Annotated in this window: 26 protein-coding genes; 11 read left to right on the top strand and 15 right to left on the bottom strand. The window is 48.0% G+C overall.

What is annotated here, in order from left to right; genetic code table 11:
* Positions 1–334 precede the first annotated feature (334 nt).
* From G9G54_RS16600 to G9G54_RS16580, 5 genes are read right to left on the bottom strand one after another with little or no spacing between them, the layout of a single operon-like run.
* Complete coding sequence (locus G9G54_RS16600) at positions 335–1,654, bottom strand: ABC transporter permease (RefSeq protein WP_165178898.1); 1,320 nt, start codon at positions 1,652–1,654, stop codon at positions 335–337.
* The gene (locus G9G54_RS16595) at positions 1,647–2,549 is read right to left on the bottom strand and encodes an ABC transporter ATP-binding protein (protein ID WP_165178897.1); all 903 of its coding nucleotides are present in this window, start codon (positions 2,547–2,549) and stop codon (positions 1,647–1,649) included. The genes G9G54_RS16600 and G9G54_RS16595 overlap by 8 nt, the downstream gene beginning before the upstream one ends.
* 2 nt (positions 2,550–2,551) lie before the next feature.
* The gene (locus G9G54_RS16590; protein WP_185156311.1) at positions 2,552–3,487 is read right to left on the bottom strand and encodes an ATP-binding cassette domain-containing protein; all 936 of its coding nucleotides are present in this window, start codon (positions 3,485–3,487) and stop codon (positions 2,552–2,554) included.
* Positions 3,488–3,528: 41 nt separating this feature from the next.
* Positions 3,529–3,930, bottom strand: coding sequence for a GntR family transcriptional regulator (locus G9G54_RS16585; RefSeq protein WP_039270421.1), 402 nt, complete (start codon positions 3,928–3,930; stop codon positions 3,529–3,531).
* A 41-nt stretch (positions 3,931–3,971) separates the two neighbouring features.
* The gene (locus G9G54_RS16580) at positions 3,972–4,691 is read right to left on the bottom strand and encodes a hypothetical protein (RefSeq protein WP_165178896.1); all 720 of its coding nucleotides are present in this window, start codon (positions 4,689–4,691) and stop codon (positions 3,972–3,974) included.
* Between the two features lie 235 nt (positions 4,692–4,926).
* Between G9G54_RS16580 and G9G54_RS16575 the strand changes: the two genes are divergently transcribed.
* Together G9G54_RS16575 and G9G54_RS16570 are read left to right on the top strand one after the other, a co-directional pair.
* On the top strand, positions 4,927–5,154 hold the full coding sequence (locus G9G54_RS16575; RefSeq protein ID WP_069291011.1) for a DUF1858 domain-containing protein: 228 nt from the start codon (positions 4,927–4,929) through the stop codon (positions 5,152–5,154).
* Positions 5,155–5,168: 14 nt separating this feature from the next.
* Entirely contained in the window at positions 5,169–6,428 is a 1,260-nt protein-coding gene (locus G9G54_RS16570; RefSeq protein WP_165178895.1) for a DUF438 domain-containing protein, read from the top strand.
* Here the strand turns inward: G9G54_RS16570 and G9G54_RS16565 are convergent.
* The gene (locus G9G54_RS16565; RefSeq protein WP_165178894.1) at positions 6,417–6,929 is read right to left on the bottom strand and encodes a GNAT family N-acetyltransferase; all 513 of its coding nucleotides are present in this window, start codon (positions 6,927–6,929) and stop codon (positions 6,417–6,419) included. The two genes, G9G54_RS16570 and G9G54_RS16565, sit on opposite strands and share 12 nt — an antisense overlap.
* A 148-nt stretch (positions 6,930–7,077) precedes the next feature.
* On the opposite strand from G9G54_RS16565, the gene G9G54_RS16560 reads away from it, so the two are divergent.
* Entirely contained in the window at positions 7,078–8,364 is a 1,287-nt protein-coding gene (locus G9G54_RS16560) for a hypothetical protein (RefSeq protein ID WP_165178893.1), read from the top strand.
* Between the two features lie 66 nt (positions 8,365–8,430).
* On the opposite strand, the gene map is transcribed toward G9G54_RS16560, so the two are convergent.
* Both map and G9G54_RS16550 read right to left on the bottom strand, forming a co-directional pair.
* On the bottom strand, positions 8,431–9,213 hold the full coding sequence (gene map / locus G9G54_RS16555; protein WP_238808152.1) for a type I methionyl aminopeptidase: 783 nt from the start codon (positions 9,211–9,213) through the stop codon (positions 8,431–8,433).
* 105 nt (positions 9,214–9,318) lie between these two features.
* Positions 9,319–9,507 (bottom strand): hypothetical protein, encoded by a 189-nt coding sequence (locus tag G9G54_RS16550; protein ID WP_007428354.1) that lies wholly within the window; start codon positions 9,505–9,507, stop codon positions 9,319–9,321.
* 364 nt (positions 9,508–9,871) lie between these two features.
* Between G9G54_RS16550 and G9G54_RS16545 the strand changes: the two genes are divergently transcribed.
* The 5 genes from G9G54_RS16545 to G9G54_RS16525 all read left to right on the top strand — a co-directional run bounded on the left by G9G54_RS16545 (position 9,872) and on the right by G9G54_RS16525 (position 14,320).
* The gene (locus G9G54_RS16545) at positions 9,872–10,909 is read left to right on the top strand and encodes a serine hydrolase domain-containing protein (RefSeq protein WP_165178892.1); all 1,038 of its coding nucleotides are present in this window, start codon (positions 9,872–9,874) and stop codon (positions 10,907–10,909) included.
* 44 nt (positions 10,910–10,953) lie between these two features.
* On the top strand, positions 10,954–12,105 hold the full coding sequence (locus tag G9G54_RS16540; RefSeq protein WP_165178891.1) for an MGDG synthase family glycosyltransferase: 1,152 nt from the start codon (positions 10,954–10,956) through the stop codon (positions 12,103–12,105).
* 30 nt (positions 12,106–12,135) lie between these two features.
* A complete protein-coding gene (locus G9G54_RS16535) occupies positions 12,136–12,417 on the top strand; it encodes a transposase (RefSeq protein WP_134904816.1) in 282 nt (93 codons plus the stop codon).
* Between the two features lie 555 nt (positions 12,418–12,972).
* Entirely contained in the window at positions 12,973–13,656 is a 684-nt protein-coding gene (locus G9G54_RS16530) for an MOSC domain-containing protein (RefSeq protein WP_165178890.1), read from the top strand.
* A 325-nt stretch (positions 13,657–13,981) separates the two neighbouring features.
* Positions 13,982–14,320, top strand: coding sequence for a DUF4870 domain-containing protein (locus G9G54_RS16525; protein WP_165178889.1), 339 nt, complete (start codon positions 13,982–13,984; stop codon positions 14,318–14,320).
* A gap of 58 nt (positions 14,321–14,378) precedes the next feature.
* Here G9G54_RS16525 and G9G54_RS16520 read toward each other — a convergent pair whose 3' ends face one another.
* Both G9G54_RS16520 and G9G54_RS16515 read right to left on the bottom strand, forming a co-directional pair.
* Positions 14,379–15,338, bottom strand: a complete 960-nt coding sequence (locus tag G9G54_RS16520; RefSeq protein WP_165178888.1) for a sigma-70 family RNA polymerase sigma factor — start codon at positions 15,336–15,338, stop codon at positions 14,379–14,381.
* An 18-nt stretch (positions 15,339–15,356) separates the two neighbouring features.
* Positions 15,357–15,800 (bottom strand): carboxymuconolactone decarboxylase family protein, encoded by a 444-nt coding sequence (locus G9G54_RS16515; RefSeq protein WP_069010897.1) that lies wholly within the window; start codon positions 15,798–15,800, stop codon positions 15,357–15,359.
* A 151-nt stretch (positions 15,801–15,951) separates the two neighbouring features.
* Between G9G54_RS16515 and mscL the strand changes: the two genes are divergently transcribed.
* A complete protein-coding gene (mscL, locus tag G9G54_RS16510; protein WP_165178887.1) occupies positions 15,952–16,446 on the top strand; it encodes a large conductance mechanosensitive channel protein MscL in 495 nt (164 codons plus the stop codon).
* 83 nt (positions 16,447–16,529) lie between these two features.
* On the opposite strand, the gene G9G54_RS16505 is transcribed toward mscL, so the two are convergent.
* Positions 16,530–17,231 (bottom strand): histidine phosphatase family protein, encoded by a 702-nt coding sequence (locus G9G54_RS16505; protein ID WP_025719795.1) that lies wholly within the window; start codon positions 17,229–17,231, stop codon positions 16,530–16,532.
* Positions 17,232–17,302: 71 nt separating this feature from the next.
* On the bottom strand, positions 17,303–17,596 hold the full coding sequence (locus tag G9G54_RS16500) for a hypothetical protein (RefSeq protein ID WP_025719794.1): 294 nt from the start codon (positions 17,594–17,596) through the stop codon (positions 17,303–17,305).
* 173 nt (positions 17,597–17,769) lie between these two features.
* On the opposite strand from G9G54_RS16500, the gene G9G54_RS16495 reads away from it, so the two are divergent.
* On the top strand, positions 17,770–18,402 hold the full coding sequence (locus G9G54_RS16495; protein WP_165178886.1) for an NUDIX hydrolase: 633 nt from the start codon (positions 17,770–17,772) through the stop codon (positions 18,400–18,402).
* A gap of 7 nt (positions 18,403–18,409) precedes the next feature.
* Here G9G54_RS16495 and G9G54_RS16490 read toward each other — a convergent pair whose 3' ends face one another.
* Together G9G54_RS16490 and G9G54_RS16485 are read right to left on the bottom strand one after the other, a co-directional pair.
* On the bottom strand, positions 18,410–19,198 hold the full coding sequence (locus tag G9G54_RS16490) for a TrmB family transcriptional regulator (RefSeq protein ID WP_165178885.1): 789 nt from the start codon (positions 19,196–19,198) through the stop codon (positions 18,410–18,412).
* 65 nt (positions 19,199–19,263) lie between these two features.
* The gene (locus G9G54_RS16485) at positions 19,264–20,115 is read right to left on the bottom strand and encodes a zinc ribbon domain-containing protein (protein WP_069010833.1); all 852 of its coding nucleotides are present in this window, start codon (positions 20,113–20,115) and stop codon (positions 19,264–19,266) included.
* 310 nt (positions 20,116–20,425) lie between these two features.
* On the opposite strand from G9G54_RS16485, the gene G9G54_RS16480 reads away from it, so the two are divergent.
* Positions 20,426–22,852: a UvrD-helicase domain-containing protein gene (locus tag G9G54_RS16480; protein ID WP_165178884.1), complete on the top strand. Its 2,427-nt coding sequence runs from the start codon at positions 20,426–20,428 to the stop codon at positions 22,850–22,852.
* 271 nt (positions 22,853–23,123) lie between these two features.
* On the opposite strand, the gene csaA is transcribed toward G9G54_RS16480, so the two are convergent.
* Positions 23,124–23,456: a chaperone CsaA gene (csaA, locus tag G9G54_RS16475; RefSeq protein WP_025719785.1), complete on the bottom strand. Its 333-nt coding sequence runs from the start codon at positions 23,454–23,456 to the stop codon at positions 23,124–23,126.
* Positions 23,457–23,496: the final 40 nt, after the last annotated feature.

Raw genomic sequence — 23,496 nt, 5'->3', positions numbered from 1 at the left:
TAATCATTCAGGGGAAAACAATCAAATGTATATTGTAAATGTTTTTACGTAAAAAACCACGCGCAAATGACTGCGCATGGTTTTGATTACAGCATAGAGAGCTATGAAATATTCGGAAACAAAAGGAGGCTGCTTTAGCGATCCAATAAATTCAAGGAAAATATCATCACATGTTTCCAACAAGTATGACATCTTACAAACTAGTAATTATTAAACAAACTATTTCTCCCGTTTAGACTCGGTGCATACTATAATTAATCTTAATTATAATTGCAGATAATTTTTATTCAGTAACTCCTCTTCTAATAGTTACTCACACATCGACAACAGCTTCTTAAATCTTGTAAGCCTTCATAGCTTTTCTTAACTCTTTGAATGAAGGACGTTTACCATACATTAAGACACCCGTACGGTAGATCTTGGCAGCCAGCCAACCGAACAACAAAATGGAGGCGACCAGAATACCAAGGGACAGCCAGATTTCCAGCAGGCTCGCCCGCTCCAGACCAATCCGCAGCAGCATGACAGTCGGCGAGAAAAATGGGATGTACCCAGCAACCTTTACGAAAATCGTATCAGGTGCGGCGATATTGAAGATACCGATATAAAAGGCTGCTAGTGACAGCACGGTAATCGGCATGATCGCCTGTCCCAACTCCTCGGTACGGCTAACGATAGAACCCACCGCAGCGAACAATACTGCGTACAGAAAGTAGCCGAGGATGTAGAATACCAGACCATAGCCCAATACCGCGATATTCAGTTGCGACAGATCCAGCCCGGCTGAGCTAAGGATGACATTATTATGCGGCAGCATAAGGTTGGCACATACAACGGCTGCAAAGACAGCAATTTGCAGTAGACCGACCAGGAAAATACCGATAATTTTTCCGAACATCTGGGTCAACGGTGAGACGCTTGTGATGAGAATCTCCATGATACGTGAGCTTTTTTCCGATGTCACCTCTGCAGCAATCATATTCCCCGTCATCATGGAGGAGGTGAAGAATAAAATCATCAGTACATAGACCAAACCATAGTTAATCATAGAGGTCTCTTTTTTCTCTGTCCCCACGGCTCCCCCTGCCTCAGACGGACCGTCTACTTCCCTGCTATCCACCATTACAGGTGTGCTAATTTCACGAATTTGATCGCTGGTCAATGCATTGCCGCCCATAATGGCTTTGACCTTAGCTTCCTGAAGTCCCGTCTGCAACAATGTAATTACAGCAGGAGATGGCTCTTTCTCTACAGAGACGTACTCCACTTTAGGAAACGTGTCTCCCTTGGTGGCAGGCTCCGTGAACTGCACGTAACCTTGCAGCTCCCCGTTTTTCAAGGCTTGCTGCATGGCCGGCGTTTGTACGTTGTCATAACGCACCCAGATGGCTGCCGGGTTGGATTGCTCCTTGGTGAATTGCTCCAGCTGATTCGCCACTTCTATCCGGCTCCCGGCAATCAGTCCCAAGCGATGATGCTCGCCTGCCGTTGTACCCGAACCTCCTGCCCCATCTCCTTTAAACAAAGAAATCAAATACGGCAGATTCATACCAATCGTAATGAGCAAGGCCAGTACCAGCGTTGTAATGATAAAAGATTTGGTTCTCGCCTTCTGACGAAACGTAAAACCGATCACCGTACCCAGTCTATTCATGGGAATCACCCACCTCTCTTATGAAAATCTCGTTCAGCGTAGGTTCCTTGATCTCAAAATGCTCTACATCCGTTTGCTCCAACGCCGTCTGTAAAATCAACTTCGCCGCATCCGGCTGCTCAATATGCAGCATCCAGCCGCGATCCATAGGCTCTGCACGGCGCACGCCGGACAGCTGCTCCAGTCCGTTCACTTCACCTGTAGTAATGAGACGAACTTTTTCACGTGGGTAACGACCCTTAATCTCCTGCACACTTCCCTGCACAACTGTATTGGAGCGATGCAAAATCGTAATATGGCGGCACAGTTCCTCCACATGCTCCATGCGGTGGGTCGAGAATAAAATCGCAGCCCCATCATCCCGCAGCTCTTTCACCGTATCCTTAAGCAATTCAACGTTCACCGGATCAAGCCCACTGAAGGCCTCATCCAAAATAAGCAGCGTCGGGCGATGCACTACAGCAGCAATAAAACCCATTTTCTGCTGATTCCCCTTGGATAGCTCCTCTATCCGCTTGTCGTAATATTCCGGCACTCCAAAGCGCTCCAGCCAGTAGCGTAGACTTTTGTCCGCCTCCTTGGCCGACATGCCGCGCAGCCTGCCCAAATAGTTAATTTGCTCGCTCACCTTCACCTTGGGGTACAACCCTCGCTCCTCAGGCAAATAACCCATCGTCCGTTGAAGCTCCTTGCTGTAGGGCTTGCCCTCATATTGAATGTTTCCTCCATCAGGGTAAATCAGGCCGAGCACCATGCGCATCGTTGTCGTTTTGCCTGCTCCATTGCCTCCCAGTAGTCCGTAAATCTCCCCGCCGTTCACATTCAGCGAAATTCCGTTCACCGCCGTGTGGTTCCCATATTGCTTCACGACCTCTTTCAATTGCAGCATGCTCATGATTACTCCGCTCCTTTTTTCTGCGTGTGTATCTCCGCATCTTCTGATAGTTGTCCAGCAGACCAATGTATTAAAATATCATCCAGCTCCAAACGCCGCACACGGATAGGGCGAATGCCCGCTTGTTCCAATATGGCGCTGGTCTCTCCGGCTGCCAACGTTACAATTCGCTGCAATCCGCCTTCGCTCTCCGTCTCTACCACTCCCGGAAGCTCCGATGCCTCCTCTGGCGTGCCTTCAAACCACATTTCCTTGCTATTTTCGAGCAAATGGTCTTTTTCCAGCTTGCCGAGCAGCCTGCCATCATGCATCAGAACAATATAATCCGCCAAACGCTTAATCTCATCTATAATATGAGTAGCAATAATGACCGTCGTTTTGCCGTTCTCCATACAATCCCGCAGTTCTTCCAGCATGATTTTCCAGGCAAAAGGGTCTAAACCCGACGAAGGCTCATCCAGCAGCAACAAACGAGGGTGAGGTGCCAAGGCTACAGCCAGCTCAAACTTACGGCGCTCTCCCTTGGACATGCGCGATAATTTCGTATGCTGAGGAACCTGAAATCGTTCCATCAGACGCTGAAAACGTGTTTCATCCCAGCCGGGATACCACAAGGCTCGAAAAGCCGCTGCTGCTTCTGCTGTGAGTCGATCTTCCTCACGGGTCGGCTGTTCTGACATATACCCAACCCATTGTCGTGTATCTGCCGGCATGCCGTCTGGATACGCTTGACCGAACCAACGAATTTCACCGGAATCCGGATGGATAAGCTGAGTCAGCAGGTGAATCAATGTACTTTTGCCCGATCCGTTATGTCCAGCCAAAGCAACTACATATCCCGGTTCAATGGTTAGATTAATCGGTCCAATTTCCCGGTTACCTCGGGTTTTATAGACTTGGCTCATCTCAATAATCGGTGTTTTTATCTGTATCTCCATAGGAACTTCCATATGATGGTTTACATCGTTCTTCACGGGCTTCACTCCTTCACTTGGACTTCATACCTTCTCTTCACCATTTCTGCGAAAAGCTCCAACAATTCCTGTTCTGTCATCTGCACAGCAATGCCTGTGTCAATCGCCGTTTCCAACGCCTCGGTCACTGCTTTAAGGCGGTAACCTGAGCGCTTATCGTCCTCGACCAGAGCTACGAAGGTGCCCGTCCCCTGCCGGGTACGAAGCAAGCCCTCGTTCTCCAAATCCTGATAGACCCGCCGGACGGTGATGACGCTGCAGCGGAGCGTCCCTGCAAACTCCCGAATGGAGGGAAGCAGCGTTCCCGCTGCAATCTGTCCGGTTACGATGAGTGAACGAAGTTGCTTTTCAATTTGTGCATACAGCGGTTCCGCGCTATTCTCATCAATTTGCACTGGTATATTCACCTGCTTCTCCCCCCTTTTTATCTATCTTTGTACACATACCGCTAAGTTAAGTCCCGTTTCATAAGCCTACGCTGTGTCACCTTATAGGACACCCACATACCCAGAACTCCTGCCAGCAACGCTCCCCACATCACCGGAGACAACAGCTGCCATTCCTTACTATAAAATGCCGTTATCAATACCAGATTGGCCCCACATACTCGAACTATAATCGTAACTATCCCACAAATGAGCATAATGACAATGGATAGCCAAAAGTAGGATTTTCCTTTTTTAAGAAATTCCAAATGAATATAAATGGCTTGAATCAGCATTCCGTAGCCTATCCAGGTAAGTGCAAACGATACAAAGAAACCTGTACTCGCATATACCCGAAACGTAGCTGACAACGTAAAAAAGAGAGTGAAAAATATTACACTATTCATAACAAACGCCAAAAGCGCCTGTTGAATTCGACTCATAATCACCGCATTCATCGGTATAGGCAAGGTGCGGAAAAAGGCTAGCATATGCGTATAGGAATCTTCCTGAAGATATTTAAATGCACGACGGTTATAAATGAATCCGAGAAACGGAATCAACACCAGCATGATAAAATCGGCTACTGGACTCAAGTTTCCAGGTTCACCCCATTGCACACTTACAGCAAAACTCATGGTAAATCCCAAATACGCAATAAACAGCAATGTCCACAGCATGACATATGGATTGTTGCGAAAATCCTGCCGGGTAATCTTCCATGCCTGCTTGATGATTGTCATTTTCTTATCCCGATCCCTTCTGCACTGCCTGTAATGACGACCTCGTTCTCTCTTCATACGAAGTTATTATTACAGTAATCAGTGTTATTACTGTATATATCTTTATACACAGTATATAAACCATGAATTACAACTGTCAACACCTGAATGTAAATTGTGCGTACAATCACAATAGCTCGTCAGGACCTATGCTACTCTGTAAATGATAAACGTTCTCAATCAAGGGGATGAACAGATGGATAAGATACTGCACTGGGATGAGCCCATATTTAACCTTGTTAATCGTTATCCCGAAGTGAAGGACATTATGGTAGAGCTGGGTTTTCACGATATCGCCAAGCCTGGCATGTTACAGACCGCAGGTCGTTTTATGACACTGTCCAAAGGTATTGCAATGAAAAAAGTAGCTATGGAAACCGTGGAAAGCACGTTTTTGCAACATGGTTTTACCATTCAAAAATAAAGGAGCTAACAATCATGAGCGAGCTAATTAACAACCGTGAACATACAGCACAGGAATTAACGGAACGCCAACAAACGCTAAAGGAAATTATAAAAGAATTACATGCCGGGAAAAGCGTGGAGGAAGTCAAAGCGCGTTTCGCAGAGGCTGTTGGCGGAGTAAGCGTAGCGGAAATTTCAGCTATGGAGCATGCATTGATGACCGAGGAGGGGATTCCCGTATCGGAAGTGCAGCGTCTTTGTTCCGTGCATACATCGATATTCAAGGGTTCCATTGAGGATATTCATCGTCCTTCAGGACCAGAGGAACAACCGGGACATCCTGTTCATACCTTCAAGCTGGAAAATCGGGAGATCGAACGGCTGGTCAATTTTAAGCTGGCATTGCACGCGGACCAATTTCAAAAGGACGACAGTCCCAAAATTATCTACAAGCTACTGGAAGATTTAAGTCTGCTGCTCGATCTCGATAAGCACTATAGCCGCAAAGAAAATCTGGTCTTTCCTTATCTAGAACGCTATGGGATTTTTGGTCCAACCAAAGTCATGTGGGGTGTGGACGACAGCATTCGTGCCGCAATCAAGGAAGCGAAGAGTCTGCTCACCGAATATAACGGAGATCGTGAACAGATCGGGAAGGCACTTGCCCATATCATGAGCGAAGTGAATGAAATGATATTCAAGGAAGAGAATATTTTGCTGCCGATGGCACTCAGTAAGCTGACAGAGGATGAGTGGCTGAAAATAGCCCGGGAAAGCGAGGAAATCGGGTTCTGCCTGACTGCTCCTGAACGTGAATGGATACCCGAACGGGCAGAGGAACCTGCGGAAGCCCTTGAGCAAACAGAAGGCACATCCGGAACACCGCAAGGGTTCGTGCGATTCGAGACAGGGATTATATCTGTACAACAATTGGAACTACTGTTGAATCATCTACCCGTTGACCTGACTTTTATAGATGAAAATGATGTTGTTCGCTATTTTTCCCATGGTAAAGAACGAATCTTCGCGCGCACGAAAGCCGTCATTGGTCGTACCGTACAGAATTGCCACCCACCCCAAAGCGTGCATGTCGTTGAGAAGCTGCTGGAAGATTTTAAGGCAGGTCGCAAGGATGTTGAAGATTTTTGGATTCCAATCAAGGACAAATTTGTCTACATCCGTTATTTTGCCATCCGTGATGCAGAGGGCCGCTATCTGGGAACGTTGGAATTTACGCAAAATATCGCACCGATTCGTGCTTTGGAAGGACAAAAGCGTATTCTATCCGAATAGTATCCAACCGTAAGCCACCATGTTCAGATTTTTGCTACCCATATTTATAATGTGTTGTTCTACTATAAGTTTGGCCCCCAGCCTTTCATAAAAAGTACATGCTGGATTATCTGCTAGCACCCATACGATTACAGAGTGAATATCCATACTATTAAAATGTTGAAGCAGACGTAAAAATAGTCTCTTCCCCAAGCCTAAACTATGGTATTCACTCAAAACGTAAATAGCCGTTATTTCTCCCCCATACGGGGGATATTCACCTGACTTTTCCGGCCCCCCACTCACAAATCCGATGATTTCCCCCTTCTCATTTTCAGCAACATATACCCGATGACCGTCTTCACTGGATAGATTCGCATTCCACAGTTCTGTTCTTTGCTCATAGGAAAGCTGTTCCAGAACCTGGGCAGGCATTATATCTTTGTAGGTCGTCTTCCAGCAATCTACGTGCACCTTGGCGATGCCCTCGGCATCTGATATCGTTGCTTCCCTGATGTTCATGTAAGTTCCACTCCTAGTTTCCAATATTATGCACTCTATTATATCGACGATCCAAATCTTGATCTATAATAAGGATATTCATTGTTTAGTGAAGTTGGATAGGATAACCCGTTCACTACACTACTCGTTCATTACTGGGGGAGTCGACTTGAATAAAATTGTTTCATTTTATGTGCCGCTTGGCATTTCGTCATTAATTGCTGCACTAACGCATGTTATCGTCAATGCTGTGCTTGCTCGTTCGGAGCATCCTTCGTTTACATTAAGCAGCTATGCGGTCGCCGTCAGCCTGTGCCTGCTGTTGGAAACTCCGTTAACCGCTGTACGGCAGATGACCACGAAATTCGGTTATGATCGCAAGTCCGTTCATTCTATCGGTATTTTATGTACGTTCGTGGCTGTGGCTGTATTGATCATCGGCTGGAGCATCGGGTTGACGCCCGTAGGCAATCTGGTCTTTCAATATGTATTTGGTGTGTCCCCAGTATTGATCGAACCCACCAAGAACGTATTTCAGGTTCTTACTTTACTATACATATTAGTAGCTGTCCGTAACATATATCAGGGACTTATTATTAACAAGCACCGAACGGCATGGATGACATTCAGCTCGTCCATACGTATTATCGTGATGCTAATTGCTTCCTGGTTTTTGATCCGTGCTGGCTGGACGAATGACGGACGAGTCGGTGCCGCCATTTTTATTGCAGGTATTCTCATAGAGCTGGTCGTTACTTTTTTAGAAGGCCGGATTCTCAAAAGAAAGCTGCCTCCTGACAACGGGGAGCAAACCATCCATCACGCGAAGCATCTCCTACCTTTTTACCTTCCTTTGCTATATTCGGCGCTGGTGCTGGTTATCCTGAATCCTTCCATCCAAGCAGCGCTGAACAATACAACTGATCCACTGTTGGCCGTGGCATCCTTTTCTGTAGCACTGCAAATCCTGAATCTATTTGTCTGGTTTTGCAGCTCTTTGCATCAAATTGTGATTCAATTTTATACGACCAAGCGCAGGGAAGTGCTGATATTTTTAAGCTTTTTGTCTATCCTGTCGCCAATGCTACTCCTGTTACTCTCCTTCGGATTTGCTGGTGATCCTGTGTTACGGAATGTATTGGGATTGGAAGGAGAACTATTGCTAGAAACCAGAGGACTGCTTCGCATACTGGCTGTCTATGTTGCATTTTATCCTTGGGTGGAATATTTTATAGGACGGTCGATATTAATCGGTAATACTAAACCTATCTTTATTGGTAGGCTGTTTTCTGTGAGCTTTGCGATTCTCGCGCTTATTCTGTGTATCTGCTTTTTTCCAGGACTGGACGGCAAAGTGGCAGGAATTGTGATGGCTGTTTCCTCGCCTGTCGAGCTGGGGATTTATCTGTTGCTTTATCGAAAAATCTCTACAAGCACGATGAATGTGTCATCCTGAAAAAACTTACCTAGAGAGCCTTATGCTAACGCCCCGCACATTGACTCCCTATGGCACATCTCTCTTTTACGAGGTCAAAATATAAGGACCGTTCTTTGTAATCGCAATCGTGTGCTCGTATTGAGCTCCCCAACTGCCGTCTGCTGTGCTGATGGTCCAGCCATCGTCCCCCCAGAGCACGGCCCCCTCGGTTCCGAGGGTAAATACCGGCTCAATGGTAATCACCATCCCTTCGCGCAGCGGTAATCCCGTTTTGGGACGACCATAGTGCAGAACCTCTGGCGGCTCATGCATTTGGCGGCCAATGCCATGCCCGATCAGAGGCTTGACGTTGCCGAACCGCCGCCAGCCTGCCACTTTTTCCACAGCATGCCCGATATCCCCCAACGTCCTCCCCGGGCGGGCAACCTCGATCCCGCGCATCAGTGCCTTATGGGTCTGCCGCAACAGTCGTGCTACCGGGCGGCTAATGTTACCTACCGCATAGGTCCATCCTCGGTCAGCCAGCCAACCGTCCTTGTTAACCACAATGTCGATGGTCACAATATCCCCATCATGAAGCACCCGCTCCGAGGGAAAACCGTGACATACCACCTCGTTGACCGAAGCGCAGGTGGCATAAGGGAAACCTTTATAGCCCTTTTGTTCAGGCGTAGCTCCGCGCTTGCTTAAAAACTGCTCCACCCAAGCATCGATTTCAAGCGTTGTGATTCCCGGAAGAATACGACTTTCCAGCGTACGATGGCAATCTGCCAAAATACGTCCGGCCTCCCTCATGTAGCCGATTTCCTCCGGTGTTCGTATTGCTATCTCTATTGGAATCCGCCTCCTTTGAGCATACAAATTCACTAAACCTATCCCATTGTATGCAAGGCGGACACAAAAAAACCGTCTCCTCTGTGGATAGACGGTTTATAAAAGTCGTATTTCTAGTTTTTCGGGTAATCGAACCCTTTAAGATACTGAAGAATTTATGCGACCGAGTTCGTTTTCCACCACCATGGTCAACTCTTCCTCATACCCTCCTGTAATCCGGTATTTTCGCACATATTCCTTTACAAATTTTTTGGGATCCTTAGGCCGGAAAATTCGAGTCATTTCCCGCAGACTTTCCTTAACTTCATTGTGACCTTTCGTTGCCATGTAACTCCCTCCCAAAACGTTGAAAATAAGTGCTCCGTTGAAGAGAATGCCGAAAAGTATTGATGTCCTTATGCAGTGAAGTAGTATGTCTAATTGCAGCTTAGGTCGGGAACACCTTATACAAGGCATGTACCTGACACTATTATTAACCGAATTTCTTTTGGCTGAATCACTACCCCATTATAACATATTCAGATACAGCTTTCAGCTTTCCAGTAAATTTACATTGATTTTACCTATCTTTTACGCATCATGTCATTTGGGGTCTCAATCAGCTGTTGCACAGGGGGTATACCTTATTTATCGGTTTTTGGAGTGTATGTGTTTGGGGTAAAATAAATAAACATAACAAGGAGGGAAAAGGATGAGCCGCTTTGCTCCGCTGTTCACTGCACCTGTTGCCCGTATGTCTGCCCTGAACATAGGAACTTGTGAAGAGGAGGGCGTCAATGTCTCCCTACTTGATCAGGCAGACCGTGAAATCCAAGCCAAGTTTCCTAAAATGCACAGCTTCCTGCTACTACGCCACGGCAAACTGATCTGGGAACGCTATTATAACGGGCATGAAGTAAGCTCTCTGAACGATTTGCGATCCGCGACCAAAAGCTTCACTTCCACGCTCATCGGCATAGCTATGGCTCGCGGTGATATGCCCGGGCCAGAGACGGCTGTGCATAAGCTGTTGCCTGAGTATTTACCTAGGCGGAAGGAAACACTGCTAGAGCAGATTACGATTCGCCATCTGTTGACCATGACATCCGGCTTGTATTGGCAGACGGGTAAAAAGCTCGGAGAAGCTTTTATCCACCGTTTTCATCGCAGCAAAAGCTGGCCGTCCTTTGCCCTGCGCTTACCTGTACAGGAGGATCAACTCGGTGTATTCCAATATCGTAGTGTTGATTCGCACCTGTTGTCCGTGCTGCTGACCCATTGTTGTGGGATTGACGCCTATACGTACGCTCTCCAGTATCTGTTCGAACCCTTAGGTTTCGGGAGAAGTGGTTGGGCACAAGATCCAGAGGGCTACACCATGGGACACATCGGGCTATATCTGACATCGCGTGACATGGCTAAATTCGGCGATTGCTGCCTTCATCAAGGCAGCTGGAACGGAACAGAATTGATTCCGGCCGATTGGCTGCATCAGGCGACACAGCGACAGGTTGAAGGGTATCCAGAATTCGGAGATTACGGATTCCAATGGTGGACAGGACGACTCCATGGCATCAACTACGCGTGTGCGCACGGACATGGAGGACAGCAAATTTATCTTGTGCCAGAAGCGAACGCAGTCGCAGTATTTACAGCAGATAGCAAGGTGAGCCGTTGGAAAAATCCGCGAACACTGCTGGAGCGCTACGTTTTGCCAGCCGTATCCTCCCTCAACTTGAAACGTTCCTGAAATGAGCTTTAATGTGCTTATTGAATATAGGAGGCTAAACAATCATGGAAGTCTCAGCACCAAAAATTCTAATATTATACGCCAGTTACGGGGAAGGCCATGTGCAGGCCGCTCGGGCGATTATGGACAGTTTGCGAAGACTCGGACGCTGCGAGGTACAACTTCTCGATCTGATGGCTGAATCTCATCCCTGGTTGAACGGTCTGACCAAATTTGTATATATGCAAAGCTTCAAAACCATTCCTCAGCTTTACGGCTGGGTCTATAACATCACCCGCGGTATGCAGGCAAAATCCGCCTTCGGCCATGTATTGCATTCATTCGGAATGCGTCAACTTACGCTCACACTGAAAAAGGAGTTGCCGGATCTCGTGATACATACGTTCCCTCAGCTCGCGCTCCCAGCGTTACGCCGCAAAATGGGAATGAATTTGCCTATTGTCAACGTGGTTACAGATTTCGATCTGCATGGGCGCTGGCTGCATCCTGATATTGACCGCTACTATGTAGCCACTGAGGATATCCAGCAGGAAGCCGCCCAGCGGGGAATACCTATCGAACGTATTATCGCTACGGGTATTCCGATTCACGCTTCTTTTTATAACATGTCTGCTAACGAAGTTCCTGTTCAGGAACAGGTAATTCCATCACCACAGTCTGAGACTACTACGCTACTCATTATGGCAGGCGCCTATGGTGTGCTATCCGGCATACTGGATATCTGTCAGCAATTAAGCCAGTTTCCTCAGTTGCGGCTACTCATCGTCTGCGGACGAAACCAGCAACTGAAAGCAGAATTGGATGCGCTATATGCAGACCACCCGGACATTTACACCTATGGATTCGTGGACTTTGTTCCAGCACTTATGCGTGCGAGCAATCTGGTGATTACGAAGCCCGGCGGCATTACACTCTCGGAAAGCATTGCATCCGGTTTGCCTATTCTTGTGTTCAAGCCCGTACCCGGTCAGGAGCTAAATAATGCTCTGTATCTGCAGCAAAAAGGAGCTGCCCGTATTGCCCGCACGACGGAGGAGCTGATTCAGCATTGTCTCGACCTGATTTCCACCCCCTCTCTTGCCGAAGAGATGACGCAGGCGATTGAGTTGCTCCGCAAGCCTCATCCCGCAGACCAGATTGCCGAGGATATTTTGCATCAGCTTGTGGATAAAAGACCTTCCGTACGGACAAATTAACGAAGAATAAGCCAGACGGAGGGGATACCAATGGAACGTAAAGGAAAGGATTTACTCCCGCTAACGGGTGAAAAGGTAGAAGTGGACGGTGTTTATATTGATGAGGATGGACATGAGCAGCATTTGCACAGAGGCCAGCATTTTCCCGCTGATGTTGTTCTGGGTACTTCCGAGTGGAAAATGACCGAATATGCCTTTGATAATCATCACGAAGGACGTACCGATGAACGACTTATCCCCAAAGAGGATGACAAGAATAAAATGGGTAAAATCACACACCCACGCCGCCATTTAAAAACTGGTGACCGATAATTACGGAAGTATATCCACAATTACACCCAATATGTTGATAGTTTGTGGACAAACTGTGTGCAAAGTATGAATTATCGTAATATTGTCTACAGTTTGTGCACAATTTGTGTATAAATCATGTTGTTTTTGTGGATAAACACTAATATGCGGTGGATAAAGTGCGTACAACATGTGCAAAACCTGTGTGTAACCATGTAAATGGCTGAGCGAATCTTTTTCGTTCAGCCTTTTTCGTGTTTTTATACACATTATCTAATTCATTTTTTTACCGAGATCGGGTATGTTCGAACGAGAATATCGCTCCCGGAACGATGAGTTGCCCAAAAAGGACTCTATCCCATTAACGGAGACTAATCGAAAATTCGCAAATAGCGCATAGAGGAGTGTAAAATGGAAACGGAGACGAACAGAGTCAAAAGAGGAATTACCGAAATGTAAAAGGCGTAATCATCATAGAAATTCTCGCTTCAGGCGGGCGAACATATGCAGGAACGCAGTATATAGAAGCATCTAGCAAAACTCGTTGACCAAAATTTAGAAGTAGGGGTGATCCGAATGGCATCTATTAAAATCCTTTCACTTAATGTCGGCATGCCCAAACAGATCCAGTTTAATCAGAAGGACGTTTCTACGGGGATATTCAAGTCGGCCACAGATGAATATTTGTATTTATCTTATCTAAGCTTCGAAGGGGATGGGCAGGGCGATCTAGTTCATCACGGGGGTAAAGAGAAAGCTGTATGCGTATATCCCTACGAGCACTATCCGTTCTGGGAAAATGAATTGCGGAGACCGCTCGATTACGGCGCGTTCGGGGAAAATTTAACGATAAAGGGTTTGCTAGAATCCGACGTTTGCATTGGAGACGTCTTTAAGCTTGGCAAAGCTATCGTTCAAGTTAGCCAGCCGAGACAGCCTTGCTACAAGTTGTCCATCAAGTACGGCGTACCGGACATGCCCTTGAAGGTACAGCAAACAGGCTACACGGGATTCTACTTCCGCGTTCTGGAAGAGGGAGTTGTCTCTAAAACCGAGGGATTATCCCTCCTTCATCGCCATCCGAAAGCAATTACGGTTTCATTTGCCAATCGAATTATGCATCAAGAGAAGGCTCATATCGAGGGTATTAAACAAATTCTCGAAGTGGAAGAATTGTCCTTAAACTGGAGAAATACGTTTCTAAAACGTTTGGCGGGAACCGAAACGGATTCTCGGGAAAGACTATCAGGCAATTCGTAAGGTGGAAGTGGTTCAATGAGTCTGCAAGCTCGTCTGCCTGCAGTCGAACATCGAATCTGCGAAGCTTGTGGGCGATGCGACAGAAGCGCAGTCCAAATGGGAGACCTTTCAACCACGGAAGGTGGCACTTTATCGGTCATTTGCAAACCAATAAAGTAAAAAAAGGTTATCGCCAAATTCGAGTATATCCATTCGCTTGACCGCTTATCCTTTGTGTAGAGCCAATTTTTTTACCGAGATCGGGCATATCCTTCAATCCTGCCCTCATAGCTTGTATAGTACGGAGACTTAGCTTGAATCTTTTATAAAGGAGGATATGCCTGACATGTCAGTCTATAAGTCTTCCACAGGATTGGATGAAAATATAGCAGCTGTCCTGTGCTATTTGTTCGCCTTTATTGGCGCGCTGGCCTTTGTCATGCTGGAAAAGAAAAGCCGATTCGTATTATTTCACGCACTGCAATCCATACTTCTTTTTGTAGCCCTCATGATCGGACATGTGCTGGTCGGATTCATTCCGCTACTCGGTCCTTTCCTCGCTTCCCTGCTAACGCTGGCAAGCCTTGCCTTGTGGATTATCTTGTTAATTCGTGCGGGCCAAGGAAAGTGGCTCAAGCTTCCCTGGGTAGGCGATCTGGCTCTTCATCAAGCCCGGCAGTTGTGAAAACAACAAAAAAAACCTTGATCCTTAGCAGGATTCAAGGTTTTTGCTGTTTCGATGATTACTTTTTATCGCATGTTTGCTTCTTCTGTCCTATATGAATGTATCCCAACTTATCTGGGTTGACCATTAAATAAAAACTCTGAATATGCTCCCCGTCCGGTGTCAGTATGAGGCATAAGGTTTCTCTCACTTTTCCGTCTTCCAGAAATGCCAGCTGGACCTCGCCATTGATGACGGTGTGGAACACATCTCTTTCTCGTAAAACGGTTAATACCCGACGAGAAGTCAACAGGGCAAGAACACCTTTCCGTACAACCATCGGTCTCATCACCGTATGCACATTACCTCCGCCATCTGACACGAATACAGGTTGTTCAGCCAGTAGTTCCAGCATAGCAGTCACATCGTAGGCAAGAAAGGCGGTTGTAAAACGTTCTAGTAGTTTTATTCGGGAAGAGTTATTCACATTGCGACTGGACTGAGCCTCAAGGGCAGATTCTCCCGAAGACAGAATACGACGGGAGCGACTGAACAACTGACGACAGTTGCTCTCCGTCTTCCCCAGTAATTCCGCAATATCTTTGTAATCATATTGAAAAGCTTCCCTCAGCACAAAAACAGCCCGCTCTATCGGCTTTAGCTGCTCCAGCAAAACCAGAAAAGCGTAAGATATCATGTCTTTACGCTCTAACCAATCCGCAGGAAGATCTGCACTTTCACCCAACGGCTCCGGCAGCCACTGTCCTACATATGTCTCTCTTTGCTTGCGTGCAGAGTTCAACAGATTTAGACACCGATTCATCGTCATTTTGGCTACATAGGCTTTGGGATTGTGTAAATCATCCAGGGGCTTATTCTTCAGCACGACAAAGCAGTCTTGAACGACATCCTCGGCATCTGTAACCGTTCCAAGCATGCGATAAGCAATGGCAAAAGAATATTTGCGATATCTTTGATACAGCTCCTCCAGATTTAAATCCACCGATTGTTGTTCAATTCTATGTTCTTTGCCAGACAAAGCATAGCCCCCTGTTCATTAAAGAATGCCCGGATACATCCCCGTTGCAATTGCAATCCGGTTCCAACTATTAATCACGTTAACTGCGGTTATCAAATCTACGTATTCTTCCTCTGTAAACTGTTCTCTGACCCTATTGTACAAATCCGTAGGTACCCCTTGTTCAGAAATACGGGTGACCGCTTCAGCTAATTCAAGCATAACACGTTCTTTTTCCGTGAACAAAGGAACCTCCCGCCATAAGGCTAGCTGCAAAATGTGGTCAGCATAATCCCCCAGCTTGAGCAAATCCTTCGCATGCATATCCAGACAATAGGAACATCCATTGATTTGGGATACTCTAATTTTCAGTAGTTCGTACAATACTTTGTCTGTAAAACGACCGGAAATATATTTTTCCATCTCCATCATTGCCTTGAACGTGCTAGGACTCACTGCTCTGTGATTGAATCTTAAACTCACGATACATCGCCTCCATTATTGGTTTACATATAGAAGACAAATGAACATGTGATTTTGTGACAAAGTGCAATACATCAATTTGGAATTGCCCTCAATTGACATAGCATGTATTATAGATAAATGATTTTATGCAAAGAAGGTGAGCACTCACATGAGCGGAAAAGGTATTATAAAAGAATTTAAAGAATTCGCTGTACGGGGTAACGTGATTGACCTCGCGGTCGGTGTTATCATCGGTGGAGCGTTTGGCAAGATTGTCACTTCTGTGGTAAACGATATTATCATGCCTCCGATTGGTAAACTTCTGGGCGGCATGAATTTTCCAGACTTGTATGTAGCTTTACAAAATGCCGGTCCTTTAAATGCTGACGGTACACGCATGACTTTGGCACAGGCCAAAGAAGCAGGGATTGCGGTCCTCGCCTATGGTCAGTTCATTAACGTCCTGCTGGACTTCCTGATCGTGGCCTTCTGTGTGTTCATGCTGGTCAAAGGGATTAACATGCTGAAACGCAAAGAGGAAGAAAAACCTCCTCAGGAAAAAACGATCAAGGAATGTCCACATTGCCTATCCGAAATTCCTGTAGCCGCTACCCGTTGCGCACATTGCACTTCCAAGCTGGAAGGGTACGTGGAAGCACGCTGACTCAACCCATTTATATGACTACAATAAACGGCTTAAGACGGTGTATCGTCTTAAGCCGTTTTGGCATGGTATAAAAAATCCAATTAGTTGAAATTGGTGATAATGCCACGGGGTCTGACGGGCAAGCCCTCAGCGTACAGATGGGAAACATCACCGAAGCCGATGCAACGGGGAACTGCCCATTCTTGGGAGCGCTCATCAAACAAGATCGTGGTTACGGAGCTAGGCGGCATCCAAAAACCGGACCAGACCAAGGGCAATGGCAGCTCCAACAGATGAGCAAGCCAGGTCAGCCCGAAGCCGCCATGACAAAATACCGCCACCTGATCTTCAGTGTGCTTCAGAATCCGGTACCTGCCCTCCACCCGCTCAAAGCCTTGCCGTTTCAGGAACTCATCGGAATGAAGCTTCAGCCGCTCGAAGGTTTCAGGGCTTTGCGTTCCCTGATAATAGGAAATCTCCTGCCAAGAGTCATGAGTGGGCAGGGGCAACTCGGAACGGATCACTTCACCAGGCAAATCCCAATGGGAAAGACGGCCGTATGGGGTTTCCTCCAGCTTTAGAGCCAGCTCCTGCGTCCAGTGTTCTACTTCATGAGTCATACCCAGAGAGTCGGCGGTGTAGCGCATCGTATCCAAAGCCCTCCCCAAAGGAGAGGCATAAATTCGATCCAGTCCGTGACTGGAAAGCCGCTTGGCTAGTGCCTGGGCTTCCAAATGTCCCTCCGGTGTGATGGTGTTATTGGGGTAATCGGGGTCAGCGTGTCGGATAATATACAATCTCATCATTGTTCTCCGTTCCTATGAATGGCGACAGGATCGCTCTATCTCATTTCATCGATTAGTTCTCCTGATCTTTAACGTTTATTCAGCAAAGTTTCCAAAATCGCGCGCAAATCCCTATCTTCCTGGTAGACTTCCTCACCCGTATCCAGCTCAATAACCCGGATATATGTATAATTGGCTCTGACATCGACTGGTTTAAAAATCAATTCGTCCGGATTGTCTGGGCGGACATCATAGCCCATATTTTTGAACATATCCGTGATTTGATCAATCCCCGGCTTGCCCCCACTTTCCAGCATAATTAACCCACGAAGTTCCTTGGGTTCCTCCGGATGCATGACTCGAAAATGTACTATACATTCCATGTAAAATCGCTCCTTTCAATCATAAACCTGTGTAATGTTGCAAATCCTTATGTTCCCAGCATACCCCAAATGCCACTCCACATTCCACACCCGCCTTCATATCGTCAGGACAGAAAACACGTTATACTGTAAAGTAGACCTTTGAATTTCTGCTTACTATAGGAGGAACCACGATGACTAGCGAGCTTCTAGATATCTACGATGATGAAGACAACTCTCTTGGCACAGCCTCGCGACAAGACGCACATGCCAAGGGATACTGGCACCATACCTTTCACTGCTGGCTAGCACGAGACACTTCGACAGGCCGTCGCTTGCTGTTCCAACAGCGTCAGGATACGAAGGACACCTTCCCCGGATGCTACGATATTACAGCAGCCGGTCACTTGACGGCAGGCGAAGATATGTCTCAGGCGGCTCGTGAGCTGGAGGAAGAACTGGGTATTCATGTTCCCTTTACCTCATTAACACCGCTGATGACCGTTCGGTATGAAAGCAAAGGTACCGCACAAGGCACCTCTTTTTGGGACCGGGAGGTTAGCTCGGTGTTTGGACTGCTATCGAACCAGCCATTGGAAGCTTATCACCTCCAGCAAGAAGAAGTAGCCGGACTGTACGAAGCAGATCTTGACCAAGCACTGGCCCTTTTTGAAGGCCATATTCCCTTTATCGAAGCCCAAGGCATTACGTCAGGGCCGAACCCAGAAAAAACTCGCCGCCTGATTACATCGGATCAATTCGTGCCTCATAAGGCGGGCTATATTACATCTATATGCCGGGCACTGATGGAACTTCCTAACCGGTAATCTTTAGCTATTCTCCAGCTGACATATATTTGCCGATAATGCCTTCATACCGCCAGCCATACCGGGTCGACAGCTCTCTGCCCATATCATGCTCCAGCTCATACAGAATAAGATCCTGAGCAAAATGATTAAGCAGCAGACCTGTCATTACCGGATGCTCGGTAATAAGCGCCTGTGTCAGGCAATTCTCTCCCCGCATACCCAGCATGCACCAACGCCGATCAATAACAAAAGAAAACTTGCGTCCTGCTGGTTCCTGTCCGTCTGTACCAGACCTAAGCGGTAACCACGGTCCCATCATGCTTTCCCCGTTATCGCAGGACCAGAGCAGACGCACACCTCGACTCTCGGCTTTCTCCAACTCTGTCCGCAGCAGTTCGGCTTCCTCGCGCCACAAATCCAACACAATCTCATGCTCTGCCCGTTCCAATTCACGTGTCAGACTTTCCAGCACCTTCCGATCGCCTTCCGCATTATAAAAGGTCGGCTTGGTTGGTTCTGTTCGTGGCATTTCCTTCTCCACCGCACGCAGGGACTCCTGCATTTGTCCTTCGATCATCCGGGTCAATTCACCCGGTGGCAGCATGCTGTAACGAACAGGCTCTCCAGCACTGGTTCTGAGGTATCCCTGCCCGGCCAAACGCTGTAAAGCCGCGTACACGTTGGAACGCGATGCACCCAGACGCTTAGCCACTTCATAGCCGGAAGCCGCATTTTGCCTCGAAAGCTCGACCATAACCTTGGCTTCCATTTCCGTAAAACCCAGATTCCGCAGATGATGCAGCAAACGCTCCATATATTCTGTTCCCCCTATGCTGCCCGGCGTTATGTCTGTGTCCTGCAGCAGCCTGTTCGGCTGCGTCAAATCTGTTCAGCTCCGCAACGCGGGCACCATTTGGACCCTTTGGGTAGTTCTGCAGTACAGATTTGGCATTTTACATTTTCACGTACTTGTGCAGACGGCGTTGCCGGCTTATCAGCCCCGGAGTTGTTGGCCTTCCAATATCGAATCCGCTCGTCCAGCTCTTCCTGACGCTCACGCTCACGTGCCAGTTCTTCAAGACGACGGTGTTCTTTTTCCAGCTCTTCCTGACGACGGCGCTCCCACTCAGCGTCGAATGCCGCTTTTTCTTCCGGTGTAAAATCAGACACTGTGTAATCGCGGTCTAGTCCCGCTGGTTCGTGTGTTTCATACCGCTCATCCTGTTCCTGTTCATGCCGATCGACTACTTCATGTTCTGCATACTCCGTGTAAGCAGGTGCAGCATCCTTCACTACCTCTGGCTTGCGCAGATCAAAAGAATAGACGTCCGTTGGCACCTCTTCACGCACAGCAGCCACTTGTTTGGAAGCAGCCTGTCCTTCATTGAGCTTGCGTCCGCATTTGGGGCAAAAGTTCGCATCCAGAGGCACAACCGCTCCACAGGTGCATAAATGAGCGTTTTTCAATTCTGCAATTCTACTGCGCAGCTCGTCAATTTCATCCTGAAGCTCATCACATGCGGTGGATAGCTGTGTCATCTCGGTTTCTGCCACCGACATGTCGGATGCTCGGTAGCCTTCGTAAAAGATCTGACCCATTCGTAAGAAATGAACATCCATTTCCTGCTGAATCGTTGTAATTTGTGAATTGATCTTACTAATCTCGACAGCATGCTGCGCCTTTTCTGTTGCGCGATTAGCGCCTTCCTTTATACGTTGAATCAGCTTCATCGTTATTTCCTCCCCATATCCAGCCGGATTTCACTGTACCGTCCGTATATCCCAAAGTTTTTTTCTGTTGGCAAACCTCGAACTCCTGTATAATGGAATGCGGTCATATCGCCTGATTGAAGGCTATAGGCATTAGCGTCAACGTATTGACGTTCTGTTGCTCCGCCAAGATCCGCATGAATTTCAGCATTATTTTAGTCCATCGCCTTGTTCTTATCGTCAGCTAAAGCTGACTAGAACTCTATCATACCAAAAACTACCCCCATTTGTGAAAATGGAAGATTTTAAGAACGAAAGGGGTTTCAGGATTATGGACCCAAATCCTTCTTTTTACCCCCGACCCATCGGGGTTCCTTATTCAACGTCGAGCCCTCAGGCACGTCGTGCTTCCATGGATACCAGTATAACGCTGGTGCCCGACACCGACCAAGACTCGGCCTATTTTCGTGCTTTAGAGAACGCCGGCATTCACCTGAATCGCCCGCAGATTCAGGCCGTTCGCCACGGCAAAGGCCCCCTTCTAACCCTTGCAGGGGCTGGCTGCGGCAAAACCACAGTGCTGGCTGCCCGCGCAGGCTACCTGATGGCGATGCGGGATGTCCCTGCATCGTCCATTCTGCTGGTGACCTTCACCAGCAAGGCAGCTGCCGAAATGAAACTGCGCATCGCGGGATTGCCCGGTGTGCGCCCTGCCGCTGCACGCGCAATTCAGGCACGCACATTTCACTCATTCGCTTTGGCGATGCTGCGTCATCGTGGCGTGCAAGATGAAGTGTTCGGCGAAACGCAGGCCCAGCATACCGTCATGAAAATGATGCTGCGGCAGCTTGGGCTCAGCGAGGCTTTCCAGCCAGAAAGCCTGCTGTCTGCCCTCTCCGCCTGGAAAGCGGAAGGCCGCAGCGCGGACGAGCTACCGGAAACCGTGCGCGAGGAATCGGATGCCAAGCGTGCCATGCTCGCCTATGAAGCGTGGAAACAGGAGCGCAATAAAATGGATTTTGACGATATTCTGCTGCGTGCCTCCGCACTGCTGCGTGACCCGGATGTGCTTCAGCCGCTTCAGCGGCGTTTTTCACATATCATGGTCGATGAATTTCAGGATACGAATGCCCTGCAATATGAGATGGTGCAGCGATTGGCTGCCCGACATCGCAATCTGATGGTCGTCGGAGATGATGATCAGACGATCTATACCTTTAATGGGGCACGCCAGGAATCCATTCTGGAGTTTGACAAGGTCTATAAGGATGCAAAGGTCATTACCCTGGATATTAATTATCGCAGCGATGCGCGGATTTTAGGGCTTGGTTCTAACATTGTCGCCAAAAATGTTCATCGACGCTCCAAGCGTCTTTCAGCTGCCGGGCGTGAAGGCTTGCCGCCGCAGTTTGCCACCCCATCCGGACCCGAGGAGGAAGCGGGGCATATTGTTACCCATCTACTCGGACAGGTAGAGGAAGGTCGGCTGCGCTACCGGGATATCGCTATTTTGCACCGGACAGCCAGCGGAAGCCGATCTATTTTTGAGCAATTAATTATGCGGGATGTTCCATTTATTCAGTACGGAGCAGGGGCTGTATTTTATGATCAGTCCCTGATTCGTCCCTTAATGGATCACCTGCGCTTGTCGCTAAATCCCCGGCGTATGGAATCCATTCCGAGCACCCTCGGGCCGCTGTACGTATCCCGTGAGGCGGGGATGGAATGGATTATGCGCGAGGAGAAACAGCAGGCTAAAAAATACCCGCTGATTCATCTCAGCCGCTGGGATCGACTACGTGATTTTCAGCGTGAGCAGGTGAAAGAGCGTATTCGTCTGATTCGCAGTCTCACTACAATGAAACCTGCCTATGCCATTCAAGAAATGCGGCGCGTTTTTTATGACAAATATTTGGAAAGTGGAGATACGGGCGCGTGGACTCATTATAAGGAAACGATGCAAGAAAGTCTGGAGGAGCTCGAAACGGCAGCCAAGCGCTTTGACACCGTGGAGGCGTTCGTCAGCTTTGCGGACGAGCTTTCCGAGCGTCACCGCCAAATGGAATCGCTGCGCAGAGAAGAAGACAGCGATGCTGTTCGGCTCATGACGATCCACCGCGCCAAGGGGCTGGAATTCCCTTGCGTATATTGGATCGGAGCCAGCGAGGGCATCCTGCCGCACAGCTCGGCGCTGCACAGCGAGCTTCCGGAGGATCGGCGGGCAGGCGCCGCCCCGACTACGGCTGTGGATAACGATGCAGCGCTTGAAGAAGAGCGCCGCCTCGCTTACGTGGCCGTCACCCGGGCGAAGGAGTTGCTGTACATCACCTCTCCCGCCTCTAATCATGGCAAGCCTGCCGCCGTGTCACGCTTCCTGCTGGAAGCCTATGGGGTCACCCCTGAGGCTTCCAAGCCGGAAGCACGCCGCAGCAGCTTCGGCCAACCAAAGGGTGCTTCAGGGTATAGCAACCGTGCTGGTGCTGGATCGCCAGCGTCTAGCACAGCGACCCGCGTGAGCAGCAGGCCGGGACCAGGAAGCGCTACGGTACGGCCGACCTCATCGGTGGCAGGGTCTCCGGCGGAACCACGCATCAACGTGCCTGTGTGGAAATGCACCGACGGTGCCTGCAAAGCGTGGATGCGTCGCGACACAACAAGCGGACGCCGTACAAGCGCGGCCAGCACAGGCACGCCGCCGGTGTGCCCGCTCTGCGCCTCCCCGATGACAGAGGGGACACGCAGCATCCCAGCCAGATAGGCATAAGGCGCATAGCTGGTATGGAGAATTGTTCTTTTGCTGGACTGGTGACACTCGTGATTTCCAGCCTAACTGTTGCAGATTATTAATGAATCAAAAAAGTTAAGTTGTAGACAGACCAATAAAAGAAAAGGCGGCAGACTAGGATATGAAAATAAAATCCTCGTCTGCCGCTATCTGTTTTCACTTGCTATCGAACGATCGTATCCCGTTAGTTCAATGCCTTGCCTGTTGTGAAGTTATATATTTTAAACATTAAACAAGCGCTCTATCACCCAATAGGTGTTCCGTCAGGTAGTTTGATATCTGGTTTTAATAGAACCACATCCCCCTTTTCGGGAATTCCTCCAAGGACCAATACCTCTGACTTAAAGCCTGCTATCCGTCGAGGTGGAAAGTTGACTACACCTATGATTTGTTCCCCTATAATATCTTCAGCCACATATCTTTTTGTAATTTGTGCACTCGAAGCTTTTATTCCGATATCTTGTCCAAAATCAATTTCAAGTTTAATAGCAGGTACTTTTGCTTCTGCAAAAAACTCAGCTTTAATTATGGTTCCAACTCGAATATCTAGTTTCAAAAAATCATCAATCGTTGCCATCTAAACATTCTCCTCATCGATTGTTTTCTTCAATTTCGCG

The organism is Paenibacillus sp. EKM212P (assembly GCF_011066115.1).
Classification (GTDB): Bacteria; Bacillota; Bacilli; order Paenibacillales; family Paenibacillaceae; genus Paenibacillus; species Paenibacillus polymyxa_B.
The sequence above is the reverse complement of the archived record's forward strand: the minus strand, read 5'-3'. Positions and strand labels throughout refer to the sequence as shown.

Coding starts and splice junctions, on each gene's coding strand:
- G9G54_RS16600 (WP_165178898.1), bottom strand. CDS start 1,654: ATGAATAGACTGGGTACGGTGATCGGTTTTACGTTTCGTCAGAAGGCG.
- G9G54_RS16595 (WP_165178897.1), bottom strand. CDS start 2,549: ATGAGCATGCTGCAATTGAAAGAGGTCGTGAAGCAATATGGGAACCAC.
- G9G54_RS16590 (WP_185156311.1), bottom strand. CDS start 3,487: ATGGAGATACAGATAAAAACACCGATTATTGAGATGAGCCAAGTCTAT.
- G9G54_RS16580 (WP_165178896.1), bottom strand. CDS start 4,691: ATGACAATCATCAAGCAGGCATGGAAGATTACCCGGCAGGATTTTCGC.
- G9G54_RS16575 (WP_069291011.1), top strand. CDS start 4,927: ATGGATAAGATACTGCACTGGGATGAGCCCATATTTAACCTTGTTAAT.
- G9G54_RS16570 (WP_165178895.1), top strand. CDS start 5,169: ATGAGCGAGCTAATTAACAACCGTGAACATACAGCACAGGAATTAACG.
- G9G54_RS16565 (WP_165178894.1), bottom strand. CDS start 6,929: ATGAACATCAGGGAAGCAACGATATCAGATGCCGAGGGCATCGCCAAG.
- G9G54_RS16550 (WP_007428354.1), bottom strand. CDS start 9,507: ATGGCAACGAAAGGTCACAATGAAGTTAAGGAAAGTCTGCGGGAAATG.
- G9G54_RS16545 (WP_165178892.1), top strand. CDS start 9,872: ATGAGCCGCTTTGCTCCGCTGTTCACTGCACCTGTTGCCCGTATGTCT.
- G9G54_RS16540 (WP_165178891.1), top strand. CDS start 10,954: ATGGAAGTCTCAGCACCAAAAATTCTAATATTATACGCCAGTTACGGG.
- G9G54_RS16535 (WP_134904816.1), top strand. CDS start 12,136: ATGGAACGTAAAGGAAAGGATTTACTCCCGCTAACGGGTGAAAAGGTA.
- G9G54_RS16530 (WP_165178890.1), top strand. CDS start 12,973: ATGGCATCTATTAAAATCCTTTCACTTAATGTCGGCATGCCCAAACAG.
- G9G54_RS16525 (WP_165178889.1), top strand. CDS start 13,982: ATGTCAGTCTATAAGTCTTCCACAGGATTGGATGAAAATATAGCAGCT.
- mscL (WP_165178887.1), top strand. CDS start 15,952: ATGAGCGGAAAAGGTATTATAAAAGAATTTAAAGAATTCGCTGTACGG.
- G9G54_RS16505 (WP_025719795.1), bottom strand. CDS start 17,231: ATGAGATTGTATATTATCCGACACGCTGACCCCGATTACCCCAATAAC.
- G9G54_RS16500 (WP_025719794.1), bottom strand. CDS start 17,596: ATGGAATGTATAGTACATTTTCGAGTCATGCATCCGGAGGAACCCAAG.
- G9G54_RS16495 (WP_165178886.1), top strand. CDS start 17,770: ATGACTAGCGAGCTTCTAGATATCTACGATGATGAAGACAACTCTCTT.
- G9G54_RS16490 (WP_165178885.1), bottom strand. CDS start 19,198: ATGGAGCGTTTGCTGCATCATCTGCGGAATCTGGGTTTTACGGAAATG.
- G9G54_RS16485 (WP_069010833.1), bottom strand. CDS start 20,115: ATGAAGCTGATTCAACGTATAAAGGAAGGCGCTAATCGCGCAACAGAA.
- G9G54_RS16480 (WP_165178884.1), top strand. CDS start 20,426: ATGGACCCAAATCCTTCTTTTTACCCCCGACCCATCGGGGTTCCTTAT.
- csaA (WP_025719785.1), bottom strand. CDS start 23,456: ATGGCAACGATTGATGATTTTTTGAAACTAGATATTCGAGTTGGAACC.